24 protein-coding genes are annotated in these 26,877 nt (G+C 38.8%); 3 read left to right on the plus strand and 21 right to left on the minus strand.

The window, feature by feature from the left end:
- Window positions 1-12 precede the first annotated feature (12 nt).
- The 12 genes from ACH3O9_RS04680 to ACH3O9_RS04735 form a co-directional block, all read right to left on the minus strand.
- Window positions 13-1,194 carry a Gfo/Idh/MocA family protein gene (locus ACH3O9_RS04680; protein WP_416444881.1) on the minus strand — a complete coding sequence of 394 codons (1,182 nt, stop codon included), beginning with the start codon at window positions 1,192-1,194 and terminating at the stop codon, window positions 13-15.
- Window positions 1,195-1,204: 10 nt separating this feature from the next.
- A complete protein-coding gene (locus ACH3O9_RS04685) occupies window positions 1,205-2,821 on the minus strand; it encodes a UxaA family hydrolase (protein ID WP_416446627.1) in 1,617 nt (538 codons plus the stop codon).
- Window positions 2,822-2,829: 8 nt separating this feature from the next.
- The gene (locus ACH3O9_RS04690) at window positions 2,830-4,287 is read right to left on the minus strand and encodes a tagaturonate reductase (RefSeq protein ID WP_416444883.1); all 1,458 of its coding nucleotides are present in this window, start codon (window positions 4,285-4,287) and stop codon (window positions 2,830-2,832) included.
- 28 nt (window positions 4,288-4,315) lie between these two features.
- On the minus strand, window positions 4,316-5,605 hold the full coding sequence (locus ACH3O9_RS04695) for a TRAP transporter large permease (RefSeq protein WP_416444885.1): 1,290 nt from the start codon (window positions 5,603-5,605) through the stop codon (window positions 4,316-4,318).
- The gene (locus ACH3O9_RS04700) at window positions 5,602-6,069 is read right to left on the minus strand and encodes a TRAP transporter small permease (RefSeq protein ID WP_416444887.1); all 468 of its coding nucleotides are present in this window, start codon (window positions 6,067-6,069) and stop codon (window positions 5,602-5,604) included. Before ACH3O9_RS04700 ends, ACH3O9_RS04695 begins: the two co-directional genes overlap by 4 nt.
- A 6-nt stretch (window positions 6,070-6,075) precedes the next feature.
- Window positions 6,076-7,065 (minus strand): TRAP transporter substrate-binding protein, encoded by a 990-nt coding sequence (locus ACH3O9_RS04705; RefSeq protein ID WP_416444889.1) that lies wholly within the window; start codon window positions 7,063-7,065, stop codon window positions 6,076-6,078.
- 112 nt (window positions 7,066-7,177) lie between these two features.
- The gene (gene uxaC / locus ACH3O9_RS04710) at window positions 7,178-8,605 is read right to left on the minus strand and encodes a glucuronate isomerase (RefSeq protein WP_416444891.1); all 1,428 of its coding nucleotides are present in this window, start codon (window positions 8,603-8,605) and stop codon (window positions 7,178-7,180) included.
- A 45-nt stretch (window positions 8,606-8,650) separates the two neighbouring features.
- Window positions 8,651-9,415: an SDR family NAD(P)-dependent oxidoreductase gene (locus ACH3O9_RS04715; protein ID WP_416444893.1), complete on the minus strand. Its 765-nt coding sequence runs from the start codon at window positions 9,413-9,415 to the stop codon at window positions 8,651-8,653.
- A gap of 3 nt (window positions 9,416-9,418) precedes the next feature.
- Window positions 9,419-10,255 (minus strand): 5-dehydro-4-deoxy-D-glucuronate isomerase, encoded by an 837-nt coding sequence (gene kduI / locus ACH3O9_RS04720; RefSeq protein ID WP_416444895.1) that lies wholly within the window; start codon window positions 10,253-10,255, stop codon window positions 9,419-9,421.
- Between the two features lie 159 nt (window positions 10,256-10,414).
- The gene (locus tag ACH3O9_RS04725; protein WP_416444897.1) at window positions 10,415-11,422 is read right to left on the minus strand and encodes a DUF4861 family protein; all 1,008 of its coding nucleotides are present in this window, start codon (window positions 11,420-11,422) and stop codon (window positions 10,415-10,417) included.
- Window positions 11,423-11,433: 11 nt separating this feature from the next.
- Window positions 11,434-12,654, minus strand: a complete 1,221-nt coding sequence (locus ACH3O9_RS04730; RefSeq protein ID WP_416444899.1) for a glycoside hydrolase family 88/105 protein — start codon at window positions 12,652-12,654, stop codon at window positions 11,434-11,436.
- Between the two features lie 381 nt (window positions 12,655-13,035).
- A complete protein-coding gene (locus ACH3O9_RS04735; RefSeq protein WP_416444901.1) occupies window positions 13,036-14,163 on the minus strand; it encodes a carboxymuconolactone decarboxylase family protein in 1,128 nt (375 codons plus the stop codon).
- Between the two features lie 213 nt (window positions 14,164-14,376).
- Between ACH3O9_RS04735 and ACH3O9_RS04740 the strand changes: the two genes are divergently transcribed.
- Window positions 14,377-16,614, plus strand: coding sequence for a molybdopterin cofactor-binding domain-containing protein (locus ACH3O9_RS04740; RefSeq protein WP_416444903.1), 2,238 nt, complete (start codon window positions 14,377-14,379; stop codon window positions 16,612-16,614).
- Between the two features lie 65 nt (window positions 16,615-16,679).
- Here ACH3O9_RS04740 and ACH3O9_RS04745 read toward each other — a convergent pair whose 3' ends face one another.
- The 6 genes from ACH3O9_RS04745 to ACH3O9_RS04770 all read right to left on the minus strand — a co-directional run bounded on the left by ACH3O9_RS04745 (window position 16,680) and on the right by ACH3O9_RS04770 (window position 20,634).
- Entirely contained in the window at window positions 16,680-17,330 is a 651-nt protein-coding gene (locus tag ACH3O9_RS04745; RefSeq protein WP_416444905.1) for a hypothetical protein, read from the minus strand.
- Between the two features lie 38 nt (window positions 17,331-17,368).
- On the minus strand, window positions 17,369-17,833 hold the full coding sequence (locus ACH3O9_RS04750; RefSeq protein WP_416444907.1) for a (2Fe-2S)-binding protein: 465 nt from the start codon (window positions 17,831-17,833) through the stop codon (window positions 17,369-17,371).
- 182 nt (window positions 17,834-18,015) lie between these two features.
- Window positions 18,016-18,672, minus strand: coding sequence for a flavodoxin (locus ACH3O9_RS04755; RefSeq protein WP_416444909.1), 657 nt, complete (start codon window positions 18,670-18,672; stop codon window positions 18,016-18,018).
- A gap of 27 nt (window positions 18,673-18,699) precedes the next feature.
- The gene (locus ACH3O9_RS04760) at window positions 18,700-19,164 is read right to left on the minus strand and encodes a nuclear transport factor 2 family protein (protein ID WP_416444911.1); all 465 of its coding nucleotides are present in this window, start codon (window positions 19,162-19,164) and stop codon (window positions 18,700-18,702) included.
- Between the two features lie 11 nt (window positions 19,165-19,175).
- Window positions 19,176-19,631, minus strand: coding sequence for a nuclear transport factor 2 family protein (locus ACH3O9_RS04765; RefSeq protein ID WP_416444913.1), 456 nt, complete (start codon window positions 19,629-19,631; stop codon window positions 19,176-19,178).
- 22 nt (window positions 19,632-19,653) lie between these two features.
- Window positions 19,654-20,634 (minus strand): aldo/keto reductase, encoded by a 981-nt coding sequence (locus ACH3O9_RS04770; RefSeq protein WP_416444915.1) that lies wholly within the window; start codon window positions 20,632-20,634, stop codon window positions 19,654-19,656.
- Between the two features lie 159 nt (window positions 20,635-20,793).
- On the opposite strand from ACH3O9_RS04770, the gene ACH3O9_RS04775 reads away from it, so the two are divergent.
- Together ACH3O9_RS04775 and ACH3O9_RS04780 are read left to right on the plus strand one after the other, a co-directional pair.
- Complete coding sequence (locus tag ACH3O9_RS04775) at window positions 20,794-21,687, plus strand: helix-turn-helix domain-containing protein (RefSeq protein ID WP_416446629.1); 894 nt, start codon at window positions 20,794-20,796, stop codon at window positions 21,685-21,687.
- Between the two features lie 462 nt (window positions 21,688-22,149).
- Window positions 22,150-23,364 (plus strand): site-specific integrase, encoded by a 1,215-nt coding sequence (locus ACH3O9_RS04780; protein WP_031427482.1) that lies wholly within the window; start codon window positions 22,150-22,152, stop codon window positions 23,362-23,364.
- A 112-nt stretch (window positions 23,365-23,476) separates the two neighbouring features.
- On the opposite strand, the gene ACH3O9_RS04785 is transcribed toward ACH3O9_RS04780, so the two are convergent.
- Genes ACH3O9_RS04785 through ACH3O9_RS04795 form a run of 3 tightly spaced genes read right to left on the minus strand, consistent with a single transcriptional unit; the run spans window position 23,477 to window position 26,771 of the window.
- Entirely contained in the window at window positions 23,477-24,262 is a 786-nt protein-coding gene (locus ACH3O9_RS04785; RefSeq protein ID WP_031427481.1) for a zinc-dependent peptidase, read from the minus strand.
- 14 nt (window positions 24,263-24,276) lie between these two features.
- Window positions 24,277-24,489, minus strand: a complete 213-nt coding sequence (locus ACH3O9_RS04790; RefSeq protein ID WP_028376586.1) for a heavy-metal-associated domain-containing protein — start codon at window positions 24,487-24,489, stop codon at window positions 24,277-24,279.
- 23 nt (window positions 24,490-24,512) lie between these two features.
- A complete protein-coding gene (locus tag ACH3O9_RS04795; RefSeq protein WP_031427480.1) occupies window positions 24,513-26,771 on the minus strand; it encodes a heavy metal translocating P-type ATPase in 2,259 nt (752 codons plus the stop codon).
- Window positions 26,772-26,877: the final 106 nt, after the last annotated feature.

The raw sequence follows: 26,877 nt of genomic DNA on the forward strand, positions 1-26,877 counted from the left end.
CCCGTCACAAAATCAATGTTCAAGTTCAATAGTAACTTCTTCTCCTTTTCGCTCTGCTGAAAGATAAGCTGTATAAATAGTCACAATCACATCTGCTGCCAGCCGACTATTGCTTTCTGCCTCTTCTCTTGAAAGGTGACTTTTATAAAAAGCATCTAACTCATGTTGATAACCATTAAACCAGCTTTCATCAGGCGACATGTTTGACCATCCTTGTTTAGTGCCAATTTTTTCAGAGACATAAATATCTGCAAAATTAGCATCTGCAGGATTATACGTCTGCATGGCATTATTGGGCGTGAGATTACAAATGGTTCTGTGATTATTAGCATGCACTTCCAGATAATTCTTCACTCCACCATGTACCAACTCGTTTGCAACAATATCTGCAATAGTACCATCTTCAAAAACAAGATGTACAGAGGCATGATCTTCTACATCTGTATAAGAATCTCTCAGGTGACCCTGATTTTTAAAACCAGAAAGCCGAGTAATTGCATGTGTTTTACACGAAACTGATTTGGGCCTGATGGGTTTCCCATTTAAAACCATTCCTTCTACAGCTTTTAAATAAATAACGGCAGAAAGCGGGTGGCATCCTTTACCCATTAAAGAGCCGCCTCCGGAAAATTTCCACTTCCCGTAATCTAAAGAATGAGAACCCGAATGCGACTGCTGCGCCTGAATCCACAATATCTGGGCTTTAGTTTTTTCAATAACTTCCTTTTCCTTCTGAATAGCGGGAGCATAGATCCAATTTTCAGCATACATAATCATGCCCTTACTGGCTTTTTCTGCTTCCAGCATACGCTTCACACTGGCAGCGGCTTGCTCAAGGCCCACTTTTCTGGAGAAAGTATCCCCGTTAAAATTTTCGCCAGAACCAAAATATCCCGTCAAGGGTTTTTCTATAATAACATCTTTATCTCGTTTAAGAACCTGTATAGCAATTTCCTCATGTGAGACAGGAGACGTGCAAACATGAAGAACGTCACTGGCATTGATAAGTTCCGCTAAAGAAGTAAAAGAGGAAAGTCCGTTTTTGGAAGCAAATTTTTCAGCGTTCTGTGGGTTACGGGAATAAACACCAGTCACATCTACTGCTGCAACATTTATTTTTTGCAATGCATCTAAGTGAAATTGTGCAGCGTATCCTGATCCTATAATTCCTGTGCGTACGTTCTTTTTCATCATTTCGTGGTTATTATAGCGACACCCCGCGTTTCCAGGGAATGAAATCATCCTGGCCTAAAATATCAGCTTTGGTTGCTACTTCCCCACTAGCTACCTGAATTACATATTCAAGTATTTTCTCTCCCATTTCTTCAATAGTCATTTCTCCTCTTACTACCGCACCGCTGTCTAAATCAATTATATCCGGCATCCGCCTAGCCAAAGTAGAATTTGAAGCGACTTTTAACACGGGCGCAATCGGGTTTCCTGTAGGTGTGCCTAAACCGGTGGTAAATACTACAACATTAGCTCCGGAACCTACCATGGCGGTGGTACTTTCTACATCATTTCCCGGGGTACATAAAAGATTCAGGCCGGGTTTTGTGACATATTCTCCATAATCCAGAACTGCCTGAATGGTTGAAGTACCACCTTTTTTTGCTGCTCCGGCCGATTTCATCGCGTCTGTTATCAACCCATCTTTTATATTTCCGGGAGAAGGATTCATATCAAAACCCGATCCTGAAGCTACGGCTGCCTTTTCATAGGCTTTCATCAGATTCATAAACTTTAAGGCAGTTTCTTCATCTGCACACCTGTTAACCAGTTCCTGCTCTACCCCGCATAATTCGGGAAATTCTGCCAATATTGGCGAACCTCCCAGCGCTGCCAGTAAATCTGAAGCATAACCTAAAGCTGGATTTGCCGAAATTCCTGAAAAACCGTCTGAACCACCACATTCCAAACCCATTTTTAGTTTAGACAAGGGAGCGGGTTTTCTTTTTATTTGATTTGCTTTTTTTATTTCTTCAAAAGATTCTTTGATAATTCTTGAGAGCATGTCATTAACCGTCCCTTCCTTTTGCTGCTCGTAAATGAGAATAGGTTTTTTAATATCCTGATTAATGGCGTGCAATGCATTCTTGAAAATATCTATCTGCAGGTTCTGGCAGCCCAGACTTAAAACCGTTGCACCGGCCACATTAGGATTATTTACATAACCTGCCAAAAGTCTTGACAGAGAAACCGAATCCTGCCGTATACCCCCACATCCACCATGATGCGTAATAAACTTAACCTGAACATTATCAAATATTGCATCCTCATCCTGGGCTTCAGCGATCAATGTATCTTCAGGGACACCGTTGATCAAATTACGCAACAGCTGTCTTTCCCGGCTTGCCTTGTGAAATGACAGTTCCTGTTCAAATACGTCTTTAAGTAATTCTATATTCCTGTTTTCACAAAATACCAGCGGAAAAAATAACCAAATATTAGCAGTTCCTACTTGGCCATCTTCTCTGTGATACCCCATAAAGGTGCGTTCTTTCCACTTAGAAATATTCGGGGCTTGCCAGGATATAGATTGCGTTCTCTGTGAAACACTATTAGCCTCGTGCTTTACATTTTCAGTTGTTAGTAAGCCGCCATAAGGAATGGCACTAAGCGCTTTGCCCACTAAAACGCCATACATATAAATAGGATCGTTGGGCATAAAATCTGTCAGCGCAATCTTATGCTTCGCTTTGCTGTCTGATTGAATTATGACCTTTTTTCCTTCAAAATCAACTGTATCCCCCACAAAAAGGTCTGCCAGCACCACTGCTACATTATCATCCGGATGTACCTTTATCAGCTTTTTCATTATCCTTAAATTTAGACTTGCTCAAACTGAGCGGCAAATTTTTTATATCCCATCTCCACACCTTCTTCTTCTATTAGCTCTAAGGCATTTGCTATATTAGCCTGAAAATCGGGTATTTTAGCCAGATTTTCACCCCAAAACTCCCGATTTTTCAGGATATTTTCAGCTATTGTTGCTGTATTTTCTGTACTCCACGCCTCTTCAAAAATTGCTATTACCGCTGGGTCATCATCTACAGGAAGGTCTTCCTCGCGCCAACTACCTTTATAAAAGCGAATTAAGCACGCTAAGGCAAAGGTAAGATTAATTGGCAATCGATTGTATTTTTGATGAAAAGCTAGTAAACTAGGCAGAACACGAACTTTAAATTTTGAAACGGTGTTCAATGCTATACTAGAAAGCTGATGTTTTATAAAAGGGTTTCTAAATCGGTCAAAAACAGCTTCCGCGAAAGCGTTTGATTCTTCCTTAGACATATCTAGGGTGGGAATGATCTCATTAAAAACCGCCTCTTTTATAAATTTTCCCGTAAATGCGTTATCAACACTTTCTTTTACTGTCGTATTCCCATACAGAAGAGAAAAAGGAACCATAGTCGTGTGAGCACCGTTTAAAATACGCACTTTAAGTGTACGATACGGCTGCAAATCTTTGACTATAAGTATGTTTTCATCAATCTTCTCAAGCGGAATTTTAGCTTTTAATTTTTCATCGCCTTCTATAACCCAAAGCAGATAAACTTCGGCAGAAACAAGGATATTATCTTTAAAATCCAGCTGTTTTTGATAGGCTTCTATGTCGTCTTTAGGATATCCCGGCACGATACGATCTACGAGCGTATTATGAAAACTATTATGCTGCTCAACCCAGGTTGTAAATTCAGCTCCTAACTCCCATTGCGCTGCATACTGTAAAATTATTTTCTTTAAAGTATCTGCATTTTGGTTTATAAGTTCGCATGGGATAATAGTCAGCCCTTTATCTGTAGCGCCTTTAAAATATTGAAAACGTCTATACAGCAAGGCCGCTACTTTCGCAGGAAAACTGGTATGCGGCGCATCTTCCAGCCTCGCATCTTCAGGATTGTAAGCGATACCGGCTTCGGTCGTGTTACTGATCACAAACTGCAGGGATTCTTCTTCTGCCAAAGCCTGATGTGCCTCATAATTTACATAGGGGTCAATCCCTTTTTGAATGCAGGAAATGGTGTGTATTTCTTCGGTTTCCTTTCCGTTTTTAATTCCTTTTAAAAAAAGATTATACAGGCAATCCTGGTTTACCAGTCGTTGCACTTTACCTCCCGCACGCGGCTGAATAACCGCCACACCCGCATTAAAATCGGCTTCTTTGTTTAATTTATCGATGATATAATCAGCAAAACCGCGCAGAAAATTTCCCTCGCCATATTGAATAACCTTTATGGGTAATTTTTTAGTAATACCTGCATTCTTTCTGTTAAGTACTTGCATAGTCTCCATTCTTAAATAATCTACATTTTTATTCAAATAATTGTGGTAACCACAGGCTAATAGCAGGAATAAAAGTCACCAGTAATAATATAATCGCCATAACGACATACAGCGGTATAAGCGGTTTCATAATCTTTTGTATGGTAGTTTTTGCAACTCCCACTCCTATAAAAAGCACTGCACCTACCGGTGGTGTGCACAATCCTACACAGAGATTCATCACCATCATAATACCAAATTGTACGGGGTCTACTCCCAGATTGATCACTACCGGTAAAAAGATAGGCGTAAAGATGAGTACTGCCGGTGTCATATCCATAAAGGTGCCTACAAAAAGCAGTAACACATTGATGATGATGAGTATCACTATTTTATTATCGCTTAACCCTAAAAGCGCCTCACTCACTGTTTGCGGAATATTCTCAAAAGACATTACCCACGACATACTCATAGATGTCGCGATAAGAAGCATTACAATTGCAGTTGTGCCTACAGAGCTTAAAAAGATACTGTATAGTTTTGATACGTGAAGTTCTCTATAAGCAAATGACAATACAAGCGTATATAGCACGGCAATACCTGAAGCTTCTGTTGCTGTAAAAATACCGGTCACTATACCGCCTATTACCACCACAAGCAGTAACAAACTGGGGAAAGCATCTAAAAAAGTTCTTCCTATTTTGTTAAGAGAACTCGATGGTCCCGGTGGATATTTTTTCTTTTTGATCCAGAAAGAAGCTGTTAGCATCAAAGCAAGCCCCATTAAAATCCCCGGAATATATCCTGCTAAAAATAAAGAGGCTATAGAAACTCCGCCGCTTGCCAGAGAATACACAATGAGTACGTTAGAAGGCGGAATAATCAATCCTGTAGTGGATGATGTGATATTAATAGCTGCACCAAATTCTTTTGAGTAATTCTCTTTTTCCATAAACGGTCCTAAAATACCTCCTATAGCAGAAGTTGCAGCTACTGCAGACCCGGAAATAGCACCAAATAACATTGCAGCAATCACATTTACATAAATGAGCCCGCCCGGTAGTGAACCTATCAAAGCCTTGGCAAAATTAATGAGCCGGAGGGCGATCCCTCCCTGGTTCATGATCTGCCCGGCGAGGACAAAAAGCGGTATCGCGAGCAGCGAAAAACTGTCAAGTCCCGTAGCCATACGCTGCGCTATCGTTGTAAATGAAGCTAAAGAGTCTATAGAAACCATGATGGTTACCAAACAGGAAATACCAATAGACCAGGCAACCGGAACACCAATACTTAGCAGCAGAAAGAATACTACAACAAGTATTAAAATCTCTATCATCATACCAAATACTTTTTAGGGTTAGCCAACTCGATAACTTTATAAAAGACGATCAATACACCGCTTATGGGCAACACCATATAGACAAATCCTAATGGTAATCCCAAAGCTGCTGAGTATTGCCCCAGTTCATAATTAACATACACCAGGTTTCCTCCTCCTATTATTAAAGCCAGTATGCTGAATAATATGATGAGAATATTAATACCAATGCGAAGTTTTATGCGGTTAGCAGGAGATAATTTAGGCGGAAGAATATTAATCGCCAGATGATCCTGCTGTCCCGAAGCGTATGCCGCTCCCAAAATACCAATCCAGATAAGCAAATAGCGAGCAACTTCTTCTGTAAATGAACTGGCAGCCTGTAACACATATCTTGAAAATACCTGCCACAAAACAGCCAGTACGATCATTGCCATTAAAAAGACTAAAAATCCGCCCAGTATTTTATCTAGTTTTACTTTCATTCCATGTTATTTTACTGCCTGTATTTCTTCTATAAGCTCTTTCATAGCAGGGTCTAGCTCAAACTCATCATACATGGGTTTAACTCGCTCTCTAAAAGCATTCTTTTCAGGAGTTATTACCTCGACACCTGCTTTTTTTATTTCCGCCAGCGCTTCCATTTCTGCCTCATGCCAGATCACTTTTTCATATTCCGCTGATTCTACAGCTGCTTCTTTTACCCATTGCTGTTCCTGAGGTGTCAGTTTGTTCCAGATCACTGTGCTTATCAATAATTCGTCAGGCAGTGCGGTGTGCTCATCAAGCACATAATATTTACATACTTCATAATGCCTGGAGAGGTAAAAACTGGGTAGATTATTCTCTGCACCATCTACAACTCCCTGTTGTAATGCGGTATATAACTCACCCCAGGCAATAGGCGTGGGTGATCCTCCCAGATTTTTAACCATGTTCATTGCTGTCTGGCTTTCCATAACCCGCAACTTTAATCCTTTAAGATCACCGGGAGAATTTATAGGCACTTTACTATAAAAACTGCGGCTGCCGGCGTCATAGAAGGTCAATCCTTTCAGTCGTTTTGATATACTGGCGTCCAGCAATTTTTCACCTATATCTCCTTCCAGAACATTAAATCGATGCTCGCTGTCGCGAAATAAAAAGGGTAAACCAAAAACTTTTAAGCTCGGGGCGAAATTCTCTAAAACCCCGGTCGATACCTTAGTCATGCCTAAGCTTCCTATCTGAAGCAACTCCAGACACTCACGCTCAGAGCCCAACTGCTGACTGGGATAAATATCTAAAGACAAGGTGCCACCCGATTTTTCTTTGAGACGCTCACCCATAAAAACCATTGCCTTATGTACCGGATGTGTTACGTCTAAACCGTGAGCCAGCTTTATGACTTTACCTTTAGCTTGCTCTTCACAACCAACAAGAACACCTATAAGTAAAATCAAGGTTACAGCTCTTAAAAAATATGATGTTCTAATCTTCATGAATGTATTTTTTCTCTGTCAAACGCAAAAGATTTCCTGTGCCTGATATACATTACCGGTAATTCAGGCAGTATTTACTTTGTATGCTATTAATTCTAATATACTGTAACTACTAAAAGTTGAAGTACTCTTTTGCGTTGTTATAGCTTATATCTGCGATCGTTTTACCTACTAATTCCATATCATCAGGCAACTCGCCACTTTCCATTTCCTGACCGAACAAATTACACAGCACACGTCTGAAATATTCATGTCTTGGAAAAGATAAAAAGCTGCGGCTATCTGTCAACATACCCACAAAACAGCTAACCAATCCCATATTAGACAAGGCGTTAAGTTGATCAATGATACCGTCCTTCTGATCTAGGAACCACCATCCCGAACCAAACTGTACTTTACCTTTTACGCTGCCGTCATTAAAATTGCCAATCATCGTAGCAAAAATGGCATTGTCTGCAGGGTTGAGATTGTAGAGTATGGTTTTAGTAAGTTTATCTTTACTATCCAGTTCATTTAAAAATGCAGAAAGTGATTCGGCCTGCTTGTAATCTGCAATAGAATCCCAACCTGTATCCGGCCCTAAACTAACCAGCATGCGCTTATTATTATTTCGCAAAGCACCTAAATGAAATTGTTGTACCCAGCCAAATTCATGGTAGTTTTCACTAAGAAATAGCAAAATTGCTGTCTTAAACTGTTCTGCTTCCTTAGCGGTAATTGATTCTCCTTTAAGTTTTTTACTGAAAATATGTTGAACTTCAGCATCTGTAAACTTTTCGTAAGAAACATAGTTAAGTCCGTGATCACACAGTTTACAGCCATTATCGTTAAAGTAAACAATGCGCTTGCGTAAAGCCTCCTGCAGATCTGTATAAGATTCTATGTTTATATCTGCAGATCTACCTAATTCTTTGAGATAATCTGTGTAGCCTTCAGCCTCAATGATAATCGCTTTATCAGGGCGAAATGCCGTGCTCGTTTTGACCTGAAAATCTGATTTTGAAAGTTCCTGATGAAATTCTAAAGTATCTATAGGATCTTCTGTAGTGCAAACGGTTTCCACATTCATTTGAGTAAGCAAACCGCGGCAACTATTTTCTGGCTGCTGAAGCTGCTCGTTTACCGATTTATAAATTGCCGGTCCTGTTTTTTCATTAAGCAGTTCATCAATACCAAAATAGCGTTTTAACTCCAGATGCGTCCAGTGATACAAAGGATTACGCAACGTGTGTGGAACCGTTTTAGCCCAGGCGAGAAATTTCTCTTCATCAGAGGCATCTCCCGTTATAAATCTTTCGTCAACGCCCATCGTGCGCATCGCGCGCCATTTATAATGATCTCCCGCGATCCATACCTGTGAAATATTATCATAAATCCTATCCTGTGCTATCTCTTTTGGCGAAAGATGACAGTGATAATCAATTATAGGTTGTGGTGCCGCATACTTAAAATACAACTCCTCTGCATATTTATTCTGAAGTAAAAAATTGTCTTTGATAAACGTTTTTTTTACGCTTTCTAATGTCTCTGCTGTGTTCATTTTTCTATACTTTTTTGCCGTTTTTCAGGGGATTAAGGGAGGTTTTTACCTGCCCATCCACCCACCATCTACGGTCATTACATGACCGCTCATATAATCGCTTGCTGCAGAAGCCAGAAACACGATCGGTCCTTTAAAATCTTGTGGTTCGCCCCACCTTCCGGCAGGAATTCTTCCTAAAATAGAAGCGCTTCTATCCGGATCATCGCGCAATGCTTCAGTATTATCTGTCGCAATATAGCCCGGTGCAATAGCATTTACCTGCACACCTTTTCCAGCCCACTCGTTAGACAAAGCCATGGTAAGCTGACCAATAGCGCCTTTTGAAGCCGCATAACCGGGAACGGTTATACCACCCTGAAAGGTGAGTAAAGAAGCCGTGAAAATAATTTTCCCCTTTCCTCTTTTGATCATTTCTTTACCAATCTCCCGACTTAAAATAAACTGCGCATTCTGATTGACTTCTATCACTTTATCCCAATATTCATCAGAATGTTCTGCTGCCGGAGCTCTTAAAATAGTCCCCGCATTATTGACCAGAATGTCTATCTGCGTATGCTCTGACTTCACCTTTTCAATAAACGCATACAAAGATTTTCTGTCTGAAAAATCACATTGATAACCGGTAAATTTCTGTCCGGTTGCCTCTATCGCTTTTTCAATTTGTGATCCCTTCGTCTCTAAACTTGCCGAAACACCTAAAATATCTGCTCCTGCTTCAGCTAAAGCTTCCGCCATAGCGAAGCCAATCCCTCTTTTACATCCTGTGACTAAAGCTGTTTTTCCTTGTAAGCTGAATAAATCCATCATCGCTTATTTAAGAGCGTCAACCGCTACTTTATCCATATCGCCATAATCAAGATTTTCTCCTGCCATACCCCAGATAAATGTGTAACTTGTTGTTCCCGCTCCTGCGTGAATAGACCACTCCGGTGAAAGCACCGCCTGATGATTTTGAAGAAAAATGTGGCGTGTCTCATCCGGCTGACCCATAAAATGGCTCACGCTTTGGCCTTCTTCCAGATCAAAATAGAAATAAGCCTCCATCCTTCTCTCGTGCGTATGCGGGGGCATGGTGTTCCAGACGTTGCCTTCTACAAGCTCTGTCATACCCATTTGCAACTGGCAGGTCTCGACAATACTGTTTACAATAAGTTTATTTAAAATACGCTTGTTTGCATATTTTGCATCTCCCAGCTCAATAACTTCAGCATCTTCTTTACCCACTTTTTTGGTAGGAAAAGCGTGATGCGCAGGTGCCGAATTGAGGTAAAAAACCGGTTGTTCTGAACCTGATTTTTCAAAGATCACTTCTTTTTTTCCCTGCCCTACATAGAGCGCTTCTTTGTTTGCTAATGTATATTTCTCACCATCTACGGTCACGGTTCCTGTTCCGCCAACGTTTATAATTCCCAACTCGCGACGATCCAGAAAATTTTCGGCTTTAAGCTCCTCAATTGTTTCTAGTTTAATGGGTTTACTTACCGGAAATGCTCCTCCCACAATAAAGCGATCGTACATTGAATAGGTCAGGTTAATCTCGTCGTCTTTAAATAATTCGGGAATTAAAAAGTGCTCCCGCAATTCCTGAGTGGTATATTTTTTTACATCGTTGGGGTGATGTGCGTATCTGAATTCTGAATTTGTCATTGTTTTATATATTTTTTTAAAATTAACCACCCGCAACTAAGTTCACGATCTATTTACAGGTAAACTTTAATTTTAGAACTATACTTCGGGTTAAATCTGATTTTTACTCAAAATTGACCGATTTTAGCGCATTTTAGGCGTTTTTTAAGTTTGTTCTTGCTACTCCAGCATTCCTTTATTATCCAGATCTTTTAATTTTTTATCCAGATCTGTTTTAAAGCCTTCTTCATCTGGAATTCCCTCTTTTTGACCATTCCATGACCCGGAAATATAATAGGTGATCTTTTCAGTTGTAGGTTTGAAAATCAAAAAGTGATCATGAGGTCCGTCTGTTATTTCCTGCAGCTGAGAGGTTTTATAAAAAATCACCATGCCCAGTAAATCTTCATCACTCACCAGAGTTTGTGCACCATAGGTAGCGATATATGCCCAATCTCCGGAAGCACTGGTTTCCTGCATAAGGGGAATATCTTTAAATTTTACGATGCCGGTTGCTAGTCCGTCAATTTCTGAACCCGGAGTTAATTCAATTTTAGTAAAAGTGCCTTCCGGAAATATGCTTAAAACGGTCTGTAAATCGGTAGTTACACTTCCCGTCTTCCAACCTGTATAATCTATAGTCACAGTTGATTTTGCATCAGCATTGGCCACTTTAACCTTAGTTTGATCTACCGTATTAAAATGCGCTATAGTATCTCCTGTATATCTCCCGTAACCACCAATTCCCAGAGATTTTCCGGCTTTAAGAATATCCTGTCCCCAGGGAGCCGCTTCATGATAAGAATCAAAATTATCCTGGCCTACGTAAGGCAGGACAAGTGTGTCTGCTTTTTTTCCAAAAATGTCAATGGCATTTCTCCAGTCAAGATATAAACGATAGGCTATGTTCTTATTTTCCCACCCGGGACCTTCATATCTGATGTACCAGGAGTGATCTGTATGAAGTGCGGGTAAGTCTAAAGAGTCTACATTTTTAAATGTACCATCCTGATAGGTGCGTTCCTGCTCGTTCCAGCTTCCACCTTCTTTAATAGAAATCTCTGCATAAGTTGCAGGCTCATTAGCAGTCTCTTCTACTTGAGCCGAATCTTGTGCTTGGGTTTCTTTTTCCTTACAAGCAATAAGAGAACTCAATGTGAATGCCGCGATAAGTAAATTGGTTTTCATTTATTATTGTTTTATCTATTAAGTTGAAGTGCAGCCAAAATAAAAGGACCGGTTGCTTTAGGGTCATTATCCTGCTTTCTTTCGTTTACATAATACTCGTATGAACCGTCGCGATAAGGATCGCCTCCTAAACCTGCTACAGCGCAAGCTTGGGTGATAGTTATAGTGCCGTCATCATTTACGACGATAAGTTTTTCAACTAAACCGTCAAAGGCTTTATTAGCTACATTTAAGTAATGATCAGGTAAATACCCGTTATTAGCCCCTTTAGCCAAAGCGTACGCCAGCATGGCGCTTCCGGAAGCTTCCAGATAATTACCTTCTCGCTCACCCATATTAGGCACCTGATACCAAAGGCCAGATTCATCCTGAACTTTCTCAACAGCCACTGCCAGTTGATTTAAATAATCAACTAATTCCGGATGTTTAGGGTGATCTTCCGGGAAATATTCAAGCACATCAACTAATGCCATAGCATACCATCCCAAAGAGCGGGACCAAAAATTAGGCGAAGTGCCAGTTTGTGAATCTGCCCATTTTTGTTCTTTACTTTCGTCCCAGCCATGATACAGCAAACCGGTCTCTGCATCTTTTGCATGCTCCTGAATTAACTCAAACTGCTTTGCAACATCGTCCAGGTTTTTACCATTTTCAAACTTAGAGGTGTACTGCGCATAAAAAGGCGCGCCCATATACAAGCCATCAAGCCACATTTGATCAGGATATCTTTTTTTATGCCAAAAGCCACCTTCAGAAGTACGCGGAGCTTCTTTTAACTGCTTACGCAACAATTGCATGGCCTTTACATATTTTGCATCTTCAGTTTTGTCATAGATCTCAAACAGCAATTTACCTGCATTGATCATATCTATGTTGTAATCCTCAAATTTGTATCGTGTTATAGAACCATCATTTTGAACAAGTGTATCAACATAAGTTTTTCCATAATCATAATATTTCTCATCTCCGGTTTTATCTGAAAGCTGTTGAAACGCTAAAAGAACAAGTCCGTGAACATAATCCCATTTAGGCTCTTCTTTTTGATCAATTTGAAAAGCTTTTGAATTGCGAGCCATAATAGAATTGGCCATTCGTACAGACCATTGCTCCTCTTTTGTAGAAATAGAATTGTCTGCGATCTTTTTTTCGTTCTTATCCCCATTTTGACCGCATGAGCTAAGAGCAACCATAAAAATGATAAGAAAGCATTTTAAAAATCGAAAACTGCCCATTACTTATAATATTGATTACGAAATCGATTTCTTTAAAAATGTAATCGATTACACAAACATACAGTAGATATTAGAAAATTCAAATTATAATGATTAAATATTTGAATAATTCTTGTATTAAACTATTTACAAACGAAAACAGAAAAGCTAAAAACGAGGATATGGGGCAGGGACCCTTCATGAAATATAAAAGCTCATGAGCTACCCCTTAGGCAGGAAAGAATAAAGATCTACAGACCTATATCCAACGGATAAAGGAAAAGCAGATTAGCATAATCCCGGTGATCAATAAACAGGAACTTTAGGGCCTTAGACTATACAAAAGACAGCGTTTAAAGGCATTGTAGTACACCCGATGCCTGCCAGTAACAGAAACTAAAATTAGTTTTCTAAATATTGTTTATCTGACACTCCCTTAAACCATTGGGTGGGACCATTCTCTCTTCCCGTTATAGCTATTTGAACAAACTCCTTATCTAAACTTGCACCGTGCCAATGAGCTAAATTAGGCGGGCATTTAATTACATCTCCCTTTTGAAGTGTTTTTTTGCTCCCTCCTTCTTCCTGGTAATAACCTTCACCAGATAGTACTAGAATAATTTGACCCGCAGGGTGTTGGTGCCAGAAGGTTCTGGCTCCAGGTTCAAAAGTCACAACACCGGCAGCAATTGTATTTACATCATCTGCTTCTACCAGCGATGTTAACCAAGCAGTGCCTGTAAAGACAGGAGTGTTTATTTTCTCACCTTTTGGAAAGATCTTATCATTATTATCATTTTTCGTTTTAATCGATGAATTCAACGCTTTATTCAAAGTTATCTCAGACAGTAAAACTTTTCCTTTATTTGCCCTTTCTAAATCAATCTCTTTTGCAATCATATTTAAAATGTCTGAAATTTGAGATTCACTTATGCCCAAACGCATACTTATACTCATATGTCCGCGAGCCATTGGCTCTAGATTTCCCAGACTAATTAGAGCTGATACCGTGATAATCTCCCGTTCTCTGTACGTTAAAACACCTCGTTTAAAAATATCAGCAAAAAGATGTTCTTTCAGAAATACTTCGATGATCGGCACCGCTTCTGCATAACCAGTTTTCGGTCTGTCTTTAACTCCGGTTAAATCTGCTAAAACATCCTTACCTAATTGGTATTTATCCTCTACTTCTACTGCTGTGGGCTCTTCACCAACCTTGTCCTCTATCCCATCTTTCTTTCTTTTTTCAAGAACAGGGATTAACGTATTTATAGCCATAAGACTGCGCGGAAAACCAGAATATGCATAAAGATGCACAAGCTCCTCTTTAATTTGATTTATCGTGAGACCATTATCTAAGCCTTTATTCAAGGCAACATCCAAATTATCAAGATCGCCAATAGCCGTTAAAGCAGAAATTTTAGCCATGCTTAATTCCGCGTCACTTAAACCTGATTTTGTCTGGCTATGACCCGAGAAAATTAAAGTTTGTATAAAAATGAAACTCAAAAATATTGGACTGGTTTTCATCTTAAAAATATATTTGTTAAGTAATGGCCATTTGCGCATTAGAACTTCAAATTTGGCTATATAAAAACAGTTCTACTACTGCATTTTACGGTTTTACTTACCAATTTTACTGATTTTCAACACATTTAATATGATCAATTTAAAATACTTACATATTTTCTTAACTTGTAGAGTCACTCTGGAGATTTAAATTATTCGGGTAAATTTTAAGCTATGACGCAAATAAAAACTTCACAAAACAGGAGATCATTTTTGAAGACCTCTGCCCTAGCAGGTGGCGGAATGATGATTGGGTTTAACTGGCTTCTTTATTCAAAATCAAATGAATCTGCTTCTACACAAATTCCTGATGAATGGTATAATCTCAATGCTTATCTAAAAATAGCTAAAGACGGAACCGTGACCATTATGGCTCCCAACCCTGAATTTGGCCAGAATGTTAAGACGTCATTGCCAATGATCGTAGCAGAAGAACTTGATGTAGATTGGGACGATGTTGTGGTAGAGCAAGCGCCATTCAACACAGATTTGTACACCCGTCAATTCGCAGGAGGTAGCCAGTCTGTGCGACAAGGCTGGAATGCGCTAAGAACTGCCGGCGCGACAGCGCGACTACTTTTAATAAATGCAGCTGCACAACAATGGAATGTGCCGGATTCTGAAATTACCACGGCAAAAGGCGTGATTACACATTCCAGCGGAAAAACCATCAAATATGGTGAAGTGGCGCAACTAGCATCGAAATTAGAAGTACCGGAAACAATAGAACTAAAAAAAGCTGAAAATTTTACCATAATTAGTTCTTCCAAGAAAAATGTAGAACTCCCCGGAATTGTGAGTGGCAAGCCCCTGTTTGGACTGGACTATAAGGTGGAGGGTATGAAATATGCAACCATAGCTCATCCTCCTGCTTTTGGGATGAAATTGAAATCTATTGATGGTTCTGAAGCAAAAAATATGCCCGGCATTACAGATGTTTTTACCATTGATGTTTATAAAGATGATTATGAGCAAAACATTTTTGATACGGTTACTTTTAATAAACTTGCTGTAGTCGTGGGCGACAGTACCTGGCAGGTGATGCAGGCAAAAAAAGCTTTGAAGTTAGAATGGGAACTATTTGATGAATACACTCAAAAAATGAGTGTTTTTGGCAATAAATCTGAAAAGATCGTCCCGGCAGGATTAGAGAGCACCGAAAAACATATGGAACAAATGCAGGCCAAATCTAATGAACCTGCAAAAGAACTGCGAAAAGATGGTAATCCCGAAGAAGCTTTTAAGAATGCAGCAAAAATTATTGAAAGCACCTATACCGCTCCCTTTCTTGCTCATAATGCTATGGAGCCCATCAATTTCTTTGCAAATGTAACATCAGACAAAGCAATAGTTGCGGGCCCCTTACAGGCACCTCAGTTAATTGAAGATACGGTGGCAACCAGACTGGGGATGAATAAAGAAAATATAGAAATCATTATGACCCGCATGGGAGGTGGTTTTGGGAGAAGAGCTTACTCTCATGAACTGGTAGAAGCCGCAGTGATATCTCAAAAAATTAAAAGTCCCGTAAAACTTTTTTATACACGGGAGGAAGATATGACCTATGGCATTTATCGCCCGGCATATCACATAAAATTTAGAGCGGCTCTTGATGAGAACAATAATCTTACAGCTTATCATATTAATGGCGGGGGAATTCCTGAAAGTCCCATTCACGAAAATAGATTTCCTGCCGGGGCTGTAGACAATTATGTGGCAGAATCCTGGGAAATCAATTCTAACATAACTATAGGAGCTTTTCGCGCACCAAGGTCAAATTTTATGGGTGCATCAGAACAGGCTTTTTTAGATGAAGTAGCGATTGCTGCAGGCAAAGACCCAATAGACTTCAGAATTGAATTATTTAATAAGGCAAAAAGCACTCCTGTAGGGAAAGATAATGATTATGATGCCGAAAGATATATGGAGGTATTAAAGCTGGTAAGGGAAAAATCAAATTGGGATTCTCCAAAAACAGGTGTTTATCGGGGCGTTGCAGCGTATTATTGTCATAACTCCTATGTTGCGCATGTAGTAGACCTGAAATTAGAAAATGATAAGCTGGTCTTTGATAAAATTTACAGTGCAGTTGATTGCGGTATTGTAGTCAACAAAGATGCTGCTAAAAATATGGTTGAAGGCGCCGTAACAGATGGTTTAGGAAACGCAATGTTTGGGAAGATGACCTTTAAGGATGGTGTCCCGCAAAAAAGCAATTTTTATAATTATAAAATGATCAGGATAAATGAAGCTCCTAAAGACATTGAAGTTCATTTTGTAAATAACGGTCAGGATCCTACGGGATTAGGGGAACCTCCTTTTCCACCTATATTTGCGGCATATACCAATGCACTTTCAAGAGCCAAAAACAGGAGATTTTATAATCATCCTTTTATGGAAGAAGTTTCCTAATAGTAGTATGGTGAGAGAAATAAAGGGACTGAAAATAAGTCCCTTTATAATTTCTATAGGTTTAGTTATTTAGAATCATCCGGAGCATAGGCTCCATTTTCCAGCCAGGTAATCCAGGCATCTTTAAATTCCTTATGACTAAGAGGTGGAAGTGATAAACCTTCCGCTGGTTTCCAACCTGCTTTCACCAGCGTATCATCTGCGTGTTCTATAAGATCTTCAATAGTTTTATTTCCGTTCTTAGATTTATCTACCAATTGTCTAGCGAGTTCAGAAACTGATCTTCCCTGAAATACCATTTTCATATCTGCCGGGGGCAAATGCCATTCAGGATTTCCAGGTGGTGCATGTAAACCGGGAGAATTCATATTTTGATGGCAATTAGTGCACCTCATGGCATACATTCCTTTACCATCTTTTCCCCTGTGGGGAGACATACCATGTAAGTGACTATCATCTCCCTGCAAAGGCACATCACCAGAGGGATGGCAATTTAGACACCTGGGATGCATAAGTACTGTATACACTTTTTTAAATGCTTCTTTAGAAGCAACGCTATCCTGTTGCTCTTGGCGAAGCATTACATATTCTGAATCTTTATGGATAAAACCGGTACGGCTCATACTTACCGAAATCCCGGCGATCAATAGGATGATAAGAATTCCCAGGAATTTTTGACTTTTAAAAAAAGAGGGGTGGGTTGTAGTGTTGCTCATGACTTCTTAAGTATAATATGACTGGATAGCTCGAAAAATCAGGTGGTGCTGCTGTTAATCTCTGCAGCACGGTGAATGGCTTTTCGTATACGTGAGTAGGTGCCGCAACGACAGATATTTCCAGACATTGAAATATCTATATCCTCATCAGTGGGATTGGGATTTTCCCGCAATAATACTGCGGCTGACATAATCTGGCCGCTATGACAGTACCCGCATTGCGGTACATCAACTTCGGCCCATGCTTGTTGCACGGGATGATCATGGTTTTCTGCCAATCCCTCAATAGTAACTACTTTCTTGTTCTCTGCGCGTTTTACCTTTGTTACGCAAGAGCGTGCCGCCTCTCCATCCAGATGCACAACACAAGCACCACATTGTGCCACACCGCAGCCATACTTTGTTCCCATAAGGTTAAGATGGTCCCGCAAAACCCATAATAATGGAGTCTCTGGGTCAACATCTACCTGTACAGCCTTATTATTTACATTTAATGAAATCATGATATAAAGTATTAGTCAATGTTATTAAATATAGCCAAATTCAGTCAAACTTCTGTTGGGGCACTACAAAAGCTTTAGATCAACATTTAAAAAATATACAATGAGCGATCTGCAAACCGCTCTACACGCTCTGCGTCCCGATGGTCAAAGAATTTAGTTTTATGGGTATTTAGTATTTCATATTAATTCTTATTTTTCAGAATATCTATTTTCTCTAACCATAGGCTCACCTGCGCATCTACCTCTTCTGCCCTGTCTCCTTCCATCACAAAAAGGATCCCATCCCTTTCAATACCTCCTTCTACTGAAAATGCTTCGAGTATTTCTGAATCTGGACACAAAGATTTTATCGTTCTAATGCTGCTTCCCAGACCGTAACCGGCATTGGTATTAAAGGGAATAACGGTTTTCCCAGAAAGGTCATTTTCAGTTAAAAAACTTTTTATAGGTGATGGCAGCTGCATCCCCCATGTAGGAAAACCGATGAAGACCGTGTCATAATAACCTAGGTTGTCAATCTTGGTTTTTAGCGGTGGTAAAAAGCCGGTCTCGTTTTCCTCAGCCACCCGGGCTACGATTTCCTGATAATTTTCAGGATAAGGATCCTGCAATTCTAATGCTACCAAGTCACCTCCTGCTCTTGCCTGAATCATTTTGGCTACAGCCTTAGTATTATTTGTTCGCGATAAATACACAATCAATATTTTTTCATAATCAGAAATAACAGGTATTTCCGCCTTGGGGGATTTGGCTGAAATCAAATCATCATCTCCTGTTTGCTGCGTCTGCATCGTCATACCTACGCATAGGGTTAGTGCGAAAAAAAATATTGTTTTCATATCTAAAGTATAAGAAACTGAGTATGCCTAATGCTCTCCCGGCGGACCCATAAGTTGATTCACAAACGAAAGGTTTGCCAGTTTCCAGCTCGTATTCTCTTTCACATAAACCTCTGTAACTATAAACCGGTGAGAAACTTCATTGCCGCCCACAACAGCCAGCAGCGTGATGTTGCTCAATACAATGGCTGTATTTTCGATAATATCTACCGAAACCTTATGAATATCGGCGTTTTTGTACCAAATACCACCACTTTTTATGATCTCAACTTCCTGTTCTTTACCCCAGCTGCCACCCATATGTACAAACTGCGCTTTATCATGAAATAATTCGGCAAGTTTATCAGCCTCCTTATCGGCCATCCATTGCCATTTCTTAGCAGAAAGTTCCTTAATTTCGGTTTCTGTTGCGGTATCCTGAGCAGTTATCTGAGTACTGATCATGATCATAAAAACAGCGCACAAACCTCTGGTTATCGTTGCATATCTCATGTCTATATTTTTTAGTGTACAATTTCATGCGTGTCCCTGACACTGCTGAAGGTAAGATCTAAAAGCTTCCAGGAATCCTTTTGATTTTGATAGATTTCAGTCACCGTAAATTCGGTTGTAACATCACTTCCCCTAACAAAAGCAGTAAGCGTAATGCGGTTCCAAAGGATCGCAGTGTTACCAAAGGTCTTTACCACCACATCATGCACATCGGCTTTTTTATACCAGATACTACCAGACTTTATAATTTCCAATTCGCGCTCCTTGTCCCAGGTACCGCTCATGTGCACAAACCGCGAATCATCATCAAACAGTTCATCAAGTTTATCAACATCTTTATCTGCCATCCACTGCCATTTTGATTTAGAAAGTTCTTTTACTTTCTTTTCTGTAATGGTGTCCTGAGCAAAACTAAATTGGCTAACCAGGATTAAAAAGATTCCTGTAATTCTTGTTTTTACATTCATTTAATCTGTTTTAAACTTTAAATTAATTATTGATCATTTTCTGCATTTGCTCTGGGTAGCGTGCTCCCTGCACATCGATTTGCTCTAAAGCCTGCTCAATTTTCTTTAAATCCTCTGCGCTCAGTATAATATCAGCGCTTCCTATATTCTCGTTTAAGCGATGCAGTTTCGTAGTTCCAGGAATAGGGACGATAAATGGCTTTTGATGAAGCAACCAGGCCAGAGCGATCTGCGCCGAAGTGGCATCTTTTTCTTCGGCGATTTTACCCAGTAGTTTAACCAGCGCTTGATTGGCCTTTCTGTTTTCCTCGTTAAATCGCGGTACGATATTCCTAAAATCATCTTTAGCAAACTCGGTTTTCTCATCAATCTTGCCTGTTAAAAAACCTTTCCCCAGCGGACTAAATGGCACAAAGCCAATGCCCAATTCTTCTAGAGTAGGAATGATTTCTTTTTCGGGCTCTCGCCACCACAGGGAATATTCACTCTGCAGCGCTGTTACCGGTTGAACCGCGTGTGCCTTACTGATAGACTCTACTCCGGCTTCAGACAGCCCGAAATGTTTTACTTTTCCTTCCTGAATCAAATCTTTCACCGTTCCGGCCACTTCTTCTATGGGCACATCAGGGTCAACGCGGTGTTGATAGAATAGATCAATCACATCGGTATTTAGTCTTTTTAAGGATTCTTCGGCAACCTTTCTTATTCTATCGGGATGACTATTTAATCCCTTACCGGGTTCACCTTCTTTAAAGCCGAATTTGGTCGCAATTACCACGTCTTTTCTAAACGGTGCCAGCGCTTCGCCCAGTAGCTTTTCATTTTCAAAAGGACCATAGGCTTCAGCGGTATCGAAAAAATTAATTCTCTGATCATATGCTTCCCGAATAAGTTTTATGGCCTCGTTCTTTTCTGTAGCTGGGCCATAGCCAAAACTTAATCCCATACATCCCAATCCCAGAGTTGAGACTTCGAGTCCGTTTCCTAATATTCTCTTTTTCATAATTCAAATTTTTACACCAACAAATATCCTCAATCAACAGATTTATAAGGGTATACAAATTACGGTGTTGCTTACCATTTTTACTGATTGGGTCTTTTTGGCTAATTTTCTATATATGTGAATGGTATATTTGTTTCAGGAATTAAGATGTACGCACTCATGAAAGATATTCTTAAAGTAGAAACTATATCACAATACAATGCCTTAAAAGAAGTCAAAACCAGACATCCCCTAATTACCGCTTTTGATAGTGCGACAGCTAAACCATTAGCTAACGGTAAATTTAGTTTTGCTTTTTATGCCGTTTTTCTAAAAGGTGTGAATTGCGGAGAATTAAAATATGGGAGAAACACGTACGATTATGACGAAGGAACAATGGTTTTTATGGGACCGGGACAGGTCGTGGGAATAAAAAGTCAGCAGGATTATAATCCAAAAGGAAATGCTTTGCTTTTTGACCCAGAGTTTATCAAAGGAACCCCTCTGGCTGCAAAAATTCATCAATATTCTTTCTTTTCCTATGAACTGAACGAAGCTCTGCATATTTCAGAAAAGGAACAACAAATCATTCAAGACCTTTTTTCCAAAATAGATTATGAACTGGACCAAGCAATAGACAAACACAGCAAGACAATCATTACTAATAACATAGAATTACTGCTTAATTACTGTGAACGCTTTTATGACAGGCAGTTTATTACTCGTGAGAATCTGAATCAGGGAGTATTGTCAAATTTTGAAAAATTACTCAATGCCTACTTTCACACAGAAAATCCTCAAAAATTGGGGCTTCCTTCGGTTGCTTATTTTGCAGAAAAATTAAATTTATCTGCTAATTATTTAGGAGATCTCATCAAAAAAGAAACTGGTAAATCTGCAATAGACCACATCCAGCTCAAACTTATAGAAATCGCTAAAGACCGTATTTTTGACTCAGAAAAATCAATCAGCCAGGTTGCCTATGAATTAGGTTTTAAGTATCCACAGCATTTCAACCGAATGTTTAAAAAAAATACCGGATTTACCCCAACTGATTATCGAAACTTAAATTGATGCTATTAAAGGTGTAAAATAAACTGTTAAGAATATAAATTGCTAATAGGAGCAAGCAGAATTATTTTACCCAAACGATATCAAATAAAATAATTTAAAGAAAAAACACACATTTGTGTTAACCATAAACAAAAAAGCCGACTCGTTAAAGTCGGCTTTTTATTGAAGTACGGGCGGGGAGACTCGAACTCCCACACCGTGAGGCACTAGATCCTAAGTCTAGCGTACATTTGCCCAAACAGCACCAAAGCCACTCATTTTCAATTGATTATATAATATGTCATTTTCTTTGATATCATCTAATATCAATTGATTTCAACATTTGTTGTACCTATGTTGTACCCAGAGAAACTAATAAATTTGTATCTTTAGGGAAACTTCTTGGTAAACTAAACATTCAAAATTGAATGTTGTACCTATGTTGTACCTGATTTGGCTTTCGTACGCAAAACTAGGTCAATTATGTCATCAAACGCTAAAATAGTTCTTCGCAAAAAGCCTAATAAAGAAGGCTTGTATCCTCTTGCCATACGTATTACAAAAAATCGTCGCTCAACATACCAATATATAGGTCACTACATTGAATTGGAAGATTGGGATGAAAAGAATATTCGGGTTAAGAAATCACACATAAATTTCAAAACCTTGAACAATTTGTTATCCTTGAAACTTTCTGAATTAAACAATGCTCTTATTACGCTTCAATCCGAACAAAAAGATGCTTCTGCCAATCAAATTAAGAAGGAAATATATTCCTCCGGTATCAATGCTTCATTCTTTGAATTAGCACAAGAACATCTTGACGATTTAGAAAGTACAGAAAAGCTAAATCGTTTATCTACTGATAAAGCGTGGTTGAGCTTTATTATAAAATATCACAATTCGAAACAATTGTCTTTTCAAGAAATTGATGAACGTTTTCTTAAAAAACTGATGTTAACTTTAAAAGTTAAGTACTCCCTGTCTGAAACCTCAATAATGAACATTTTGGTATTTGTAAGGCTATTATTTAACAGAGCAATTAAATACAAAATTGTAAGCAGAGAATTATATCCCTTCGGTGGCGATAAAATAAAAATCAAATTTCCTGAAACTACCAAAGTCGGACTAAATATTTTAGAGATTCAACAAATTGAAAATTTGATAAATCTCAAACCTTCTGAAATACATACTAGAAATGTTTGGCTTTTTAGTTTCAATTTTGCTGGTATGAGGGTTTCTGATGTTCTACGAACCAAATGGTCAGATATTTATGATAACAGGCTGCATTATAGAATGCATAAAAACGCAAAACTTCTATCATTAAAAATTCCTGAAAAAGTACTAAAGATTTTAGACCAATATAAAGATGATAAAAGAAGTGATGATGATTTTGTTTTCCCTGAATTGAAAAAGGCAGACCCTGAAAATGCGAAAGATTTATATAACAAGAGAAAAACTGCTACAAAGAGGTTTAATGACAATCTAAAATCAATCTCTAAAAAGGCTAAAATAAATAAGAAAATAACGATGCACATAGCACGGCATAGTTTTGGAAATATTGCTGGGGATGCCATTCATCCGTTGATGCTACAGAAATTATATCGCCATAGTGATTTGAAAACCACCTTGAACTATCAAGCCAATTTCATCCATAAAGAGGCAGATGATGCATTGGATAGTGTTATAAACTTTTGAGGAAATAAATAATTGAAGAGCGGATATTTTATTGCTATAAGTAGTTTAGCATATTCAAAATATCCGCTCTTTACGATTTTCAATTACAGATTTAATCTCTCCTAAATAGAAACTAATTTTTAATTGGATTTGCTAATTTTTGATTGAAGCATTTAACTAACATTTTATAAAGTTCTGGATGTTTCTTTTTGAGCAAATCTGGGCGCTCGAAGAAATATTCTGAAGCTACTGCAAAGAATTCTGCTTGGTTTGTACCACCATATTTTCTGATATCAGAATGGTTGTCGTTTATGGCTTCTATTTCCTTATGAATTAAATTCAGCCAAGGTATTGCATATTGATGTTCTAATAATCGCTCTGGAACGCCATCTGTTCTATCATCCAGCTTATCAATAAGGTGTACAAATTCGTGTATGCCTGTATTGCTTTTATCTGTTGTGTTTCTAAAACCGTGATACAATGCTTTTTTAGATAAAATCATTTGTTTCTCAAAACGTCCGTTCCCGACTATCCCACCAATATTGCGCGAGTTATCCTTACTGCTAAATTGCATATCTTCATTAAAATTATCTGGGTATAAGAGGATTCCACTTAAATTAGTGTAATGCCATTCTTTAAAGCCGAAAACAGGAATTACCGCACTTGCTGCAATTAAAATTTTGTCTAATTCTTCCAATTCAAACTGCACGCCATCTATATAAACCTCACTTAAAAACTGCATCATTTTTTGTTGAAAAACAAGTTGCCTGCCTTTTGAAAGATTTTTATAATAAAGAACATTCTCCATTAATAATTTGTGCCAATGCTCTGGAAATGGCTTTACGCTATGCCGTTTCTCTTTTCGATAAAAATGAATAGCAAACAGAAGAATCACAACCAAAATTAAAATATAAACCATATTATAGCGAGGTATTAATCTACAGGTTCCGCTTTAAAGCCTACCTTTTGCAAGGTAGCCTTTACATCTTCTTCTGAAGCACCATCGCTTTCTATGGTTAAAATTTTATCAGGATTAGCGGTATCCACTTCCCAACTTTCGACACCTTCTTGCTTGTTTAAAAAAGGGGTCACTTTTGATACACAACCACCACAATTGATATTTGTTTTAAATTTTAAAGTTTTCATTGTATTTGAATTTATAATTAATATTAAAGTTTTACTCCTTTAAGCCTTAAACTATTTAGAACTACAGATACGCTACTGAAAGCCATTGCCATTCCCGCAATCATTGGGTCCAATAAAAATCCATTTACGGGATACAAAACGCCTGCTGCAATTGGAATACCAATAAGATTATAAATGAATGCCCAAAATAGATTCTGACGTATGCCCAACACGGTTCTTTTCGATAGTTCCAAAGCTTTGGGAATAGATTGCAAATCTGACGTTATCAATGTCATTTTCGCGACGTCCATTGCTATATCAGACCCTTTACCCATTGCTATACTTACATTGGCCTGTGCCAAAGCGTGCGAATCGTTGATACCATCGCCCACCATTGCGACTATCTTTCCATCAGCTTGCAATTTTTCAACAAAAGCTGCTTTCTGTGAAGGCATCACTTCTCCTTGGTAATTTGTTATTCCTACTTGTTTTGCGACAGCAGATGCGGTTTTATTGTTATCTCCAGTAAGCATATAGACTTCGATGCCTCTGTCTTGAAGTGTTTCTATAGCTTTTTTTGAAGTTTCTTTAATCTTGTCAGCAATGGCGAGTATCGCCAGCACTTGTTTTTCATTGCCAAAGAAAATGACCGTTTTAGCCTGCTCTTCGAGACTTTCTGCCGTTTGCATTAAGGAAGCGTCGATTTGAATATTCTTTTCAACCATTAGCTTATGGTTTCCAACATAGTATTTTGAACCATTTTCTGTTTGAGCTTTTACCCCCTTTCCTGTGATACTTTCGAAGGAAGCCATTTCAGTTTGTTCAACATTTTCATCTTTTAAGTGGTTGACTACAGCCCCTGCCAAGGGATGTTCTGACTGTGCTTCGATAGCCAAAAGAATTTCCTTGTAATCGTTCTGATTTTCAAGCTTGTCCTTCCAAAGTATGTCGGTTACCAAAGGTTTTCCTTCAGTAATCGTACCCGTTTTATCAAGGATTACTGCATTCACTTTATGGCCAAGCTCTAAACTTTCGGCATCCTTTATCAAAATATTATTTTCAGCGCCTTTACCGATACCCACCATAATGGCAGTAGGTGTGGCCAATCCCAATGCGCAAGGACAAGCGATAACCAACACGGCTACAGAAGTTAATAAGGCTTGTGAAAAACCATTATCGCCTCCAATTGATATCCATACAATAAAGGTAATAATGGAAATAGCCAACACAACGGGAACAAATATTCCAGCAATTTTATCGACCAGTTTCTGAACAGGCGCCTTGCTTCCTTGAGCTTCCTGAACCATTTTAATGATTTGTGATAGTAAGGTTTCTCCACCTACTTTTTCGGCAGTAAATTGAAAGCTCCCTTTTTGATTTACCGTGCCTGCAAATACTTTTTCATCAGTTGATTTTTCTACTGGAACAGGTTCTCCCGTAATCATACTTTCATCTACATACGAGCTTCCCTTGGAAACTTCTCCATCCACAGGAATCTTTTCTCCGGGACGCACCAAAATGGTCTGGCCAACTTGCACGGATGAAATAGGAATTTCCTTTTCTTCTCCATTCTCAATGATTTTAAGGGTTTTAGGCTGAAGACCCATTAATTTTTTGATGGCTGAAGACGTATTGGATTTTGCCTTTTCTTCCAATAGTTTCCCCAAGGAAATAAAGGTTATAATTACCGTAGCCGCTTCATAATAAACGTGAGGTTCAATACCACGACTCAACCAAGATTCTGGAAAAAAGGTATTGAATACACTAAAGATAAAAGCGATTCCTGTGCTCAAAGCTACCAAGGTATCCATATTTGCTTTACCGTGTTTGGCTTGCTTGAAAGCATTGATGAAAAAGCTACGACCGAACCAAAAAAGAATTGGAAAAGTTAACACCAAAGAAATCCACTTACCTGGTTCCCATTGCATAAAAAACATTCCTAATACAAAAATGGGTAGCGTAAGTATAGCCGACCAGATAGTACGGCTTTTTATGTCCTGATAATGTTTTTGCTGAAGTTCTTGTTGTACTTCCGAAGGATTTTCTGTATCTATAATAATATCATAGCCTACCTCGCGAAGTGCATTTTGAAGTTGATTAGGACTCAACGCTTTGTCGTATTCCACAAGAACAGAACTATTAGCGAAATTGACGCTGGCATCAAACACTCCTTCTGTGTGTTTTAAAACAGATTCAACGCTCGCTGCACACGATGCGCAGGTCATTCCCGTAACAGGAAATGATTCTTTTATTCCCTGTTTTTGCTTCTTTTCTTTGGTTTCAAATATGTTGATTGTCTCCATAATCGTATTCATCTTAATACATCACAAATTTTAGGATTTAAAGTTTTTAATATATTACGTTATATGCTGAATGAATTGTAGAATTTGCTTGTTAAGGGTCACCAAT

Source organism: Leeuwenhoekiella sp. A16 (assembly GCF_047946675.1).
Classification (GTDB): Bacteria; Bacteroidota; Bacteroidia; order Flavobacteriales; family Flavobacteriaceae; genus Leeuwenhoekiella.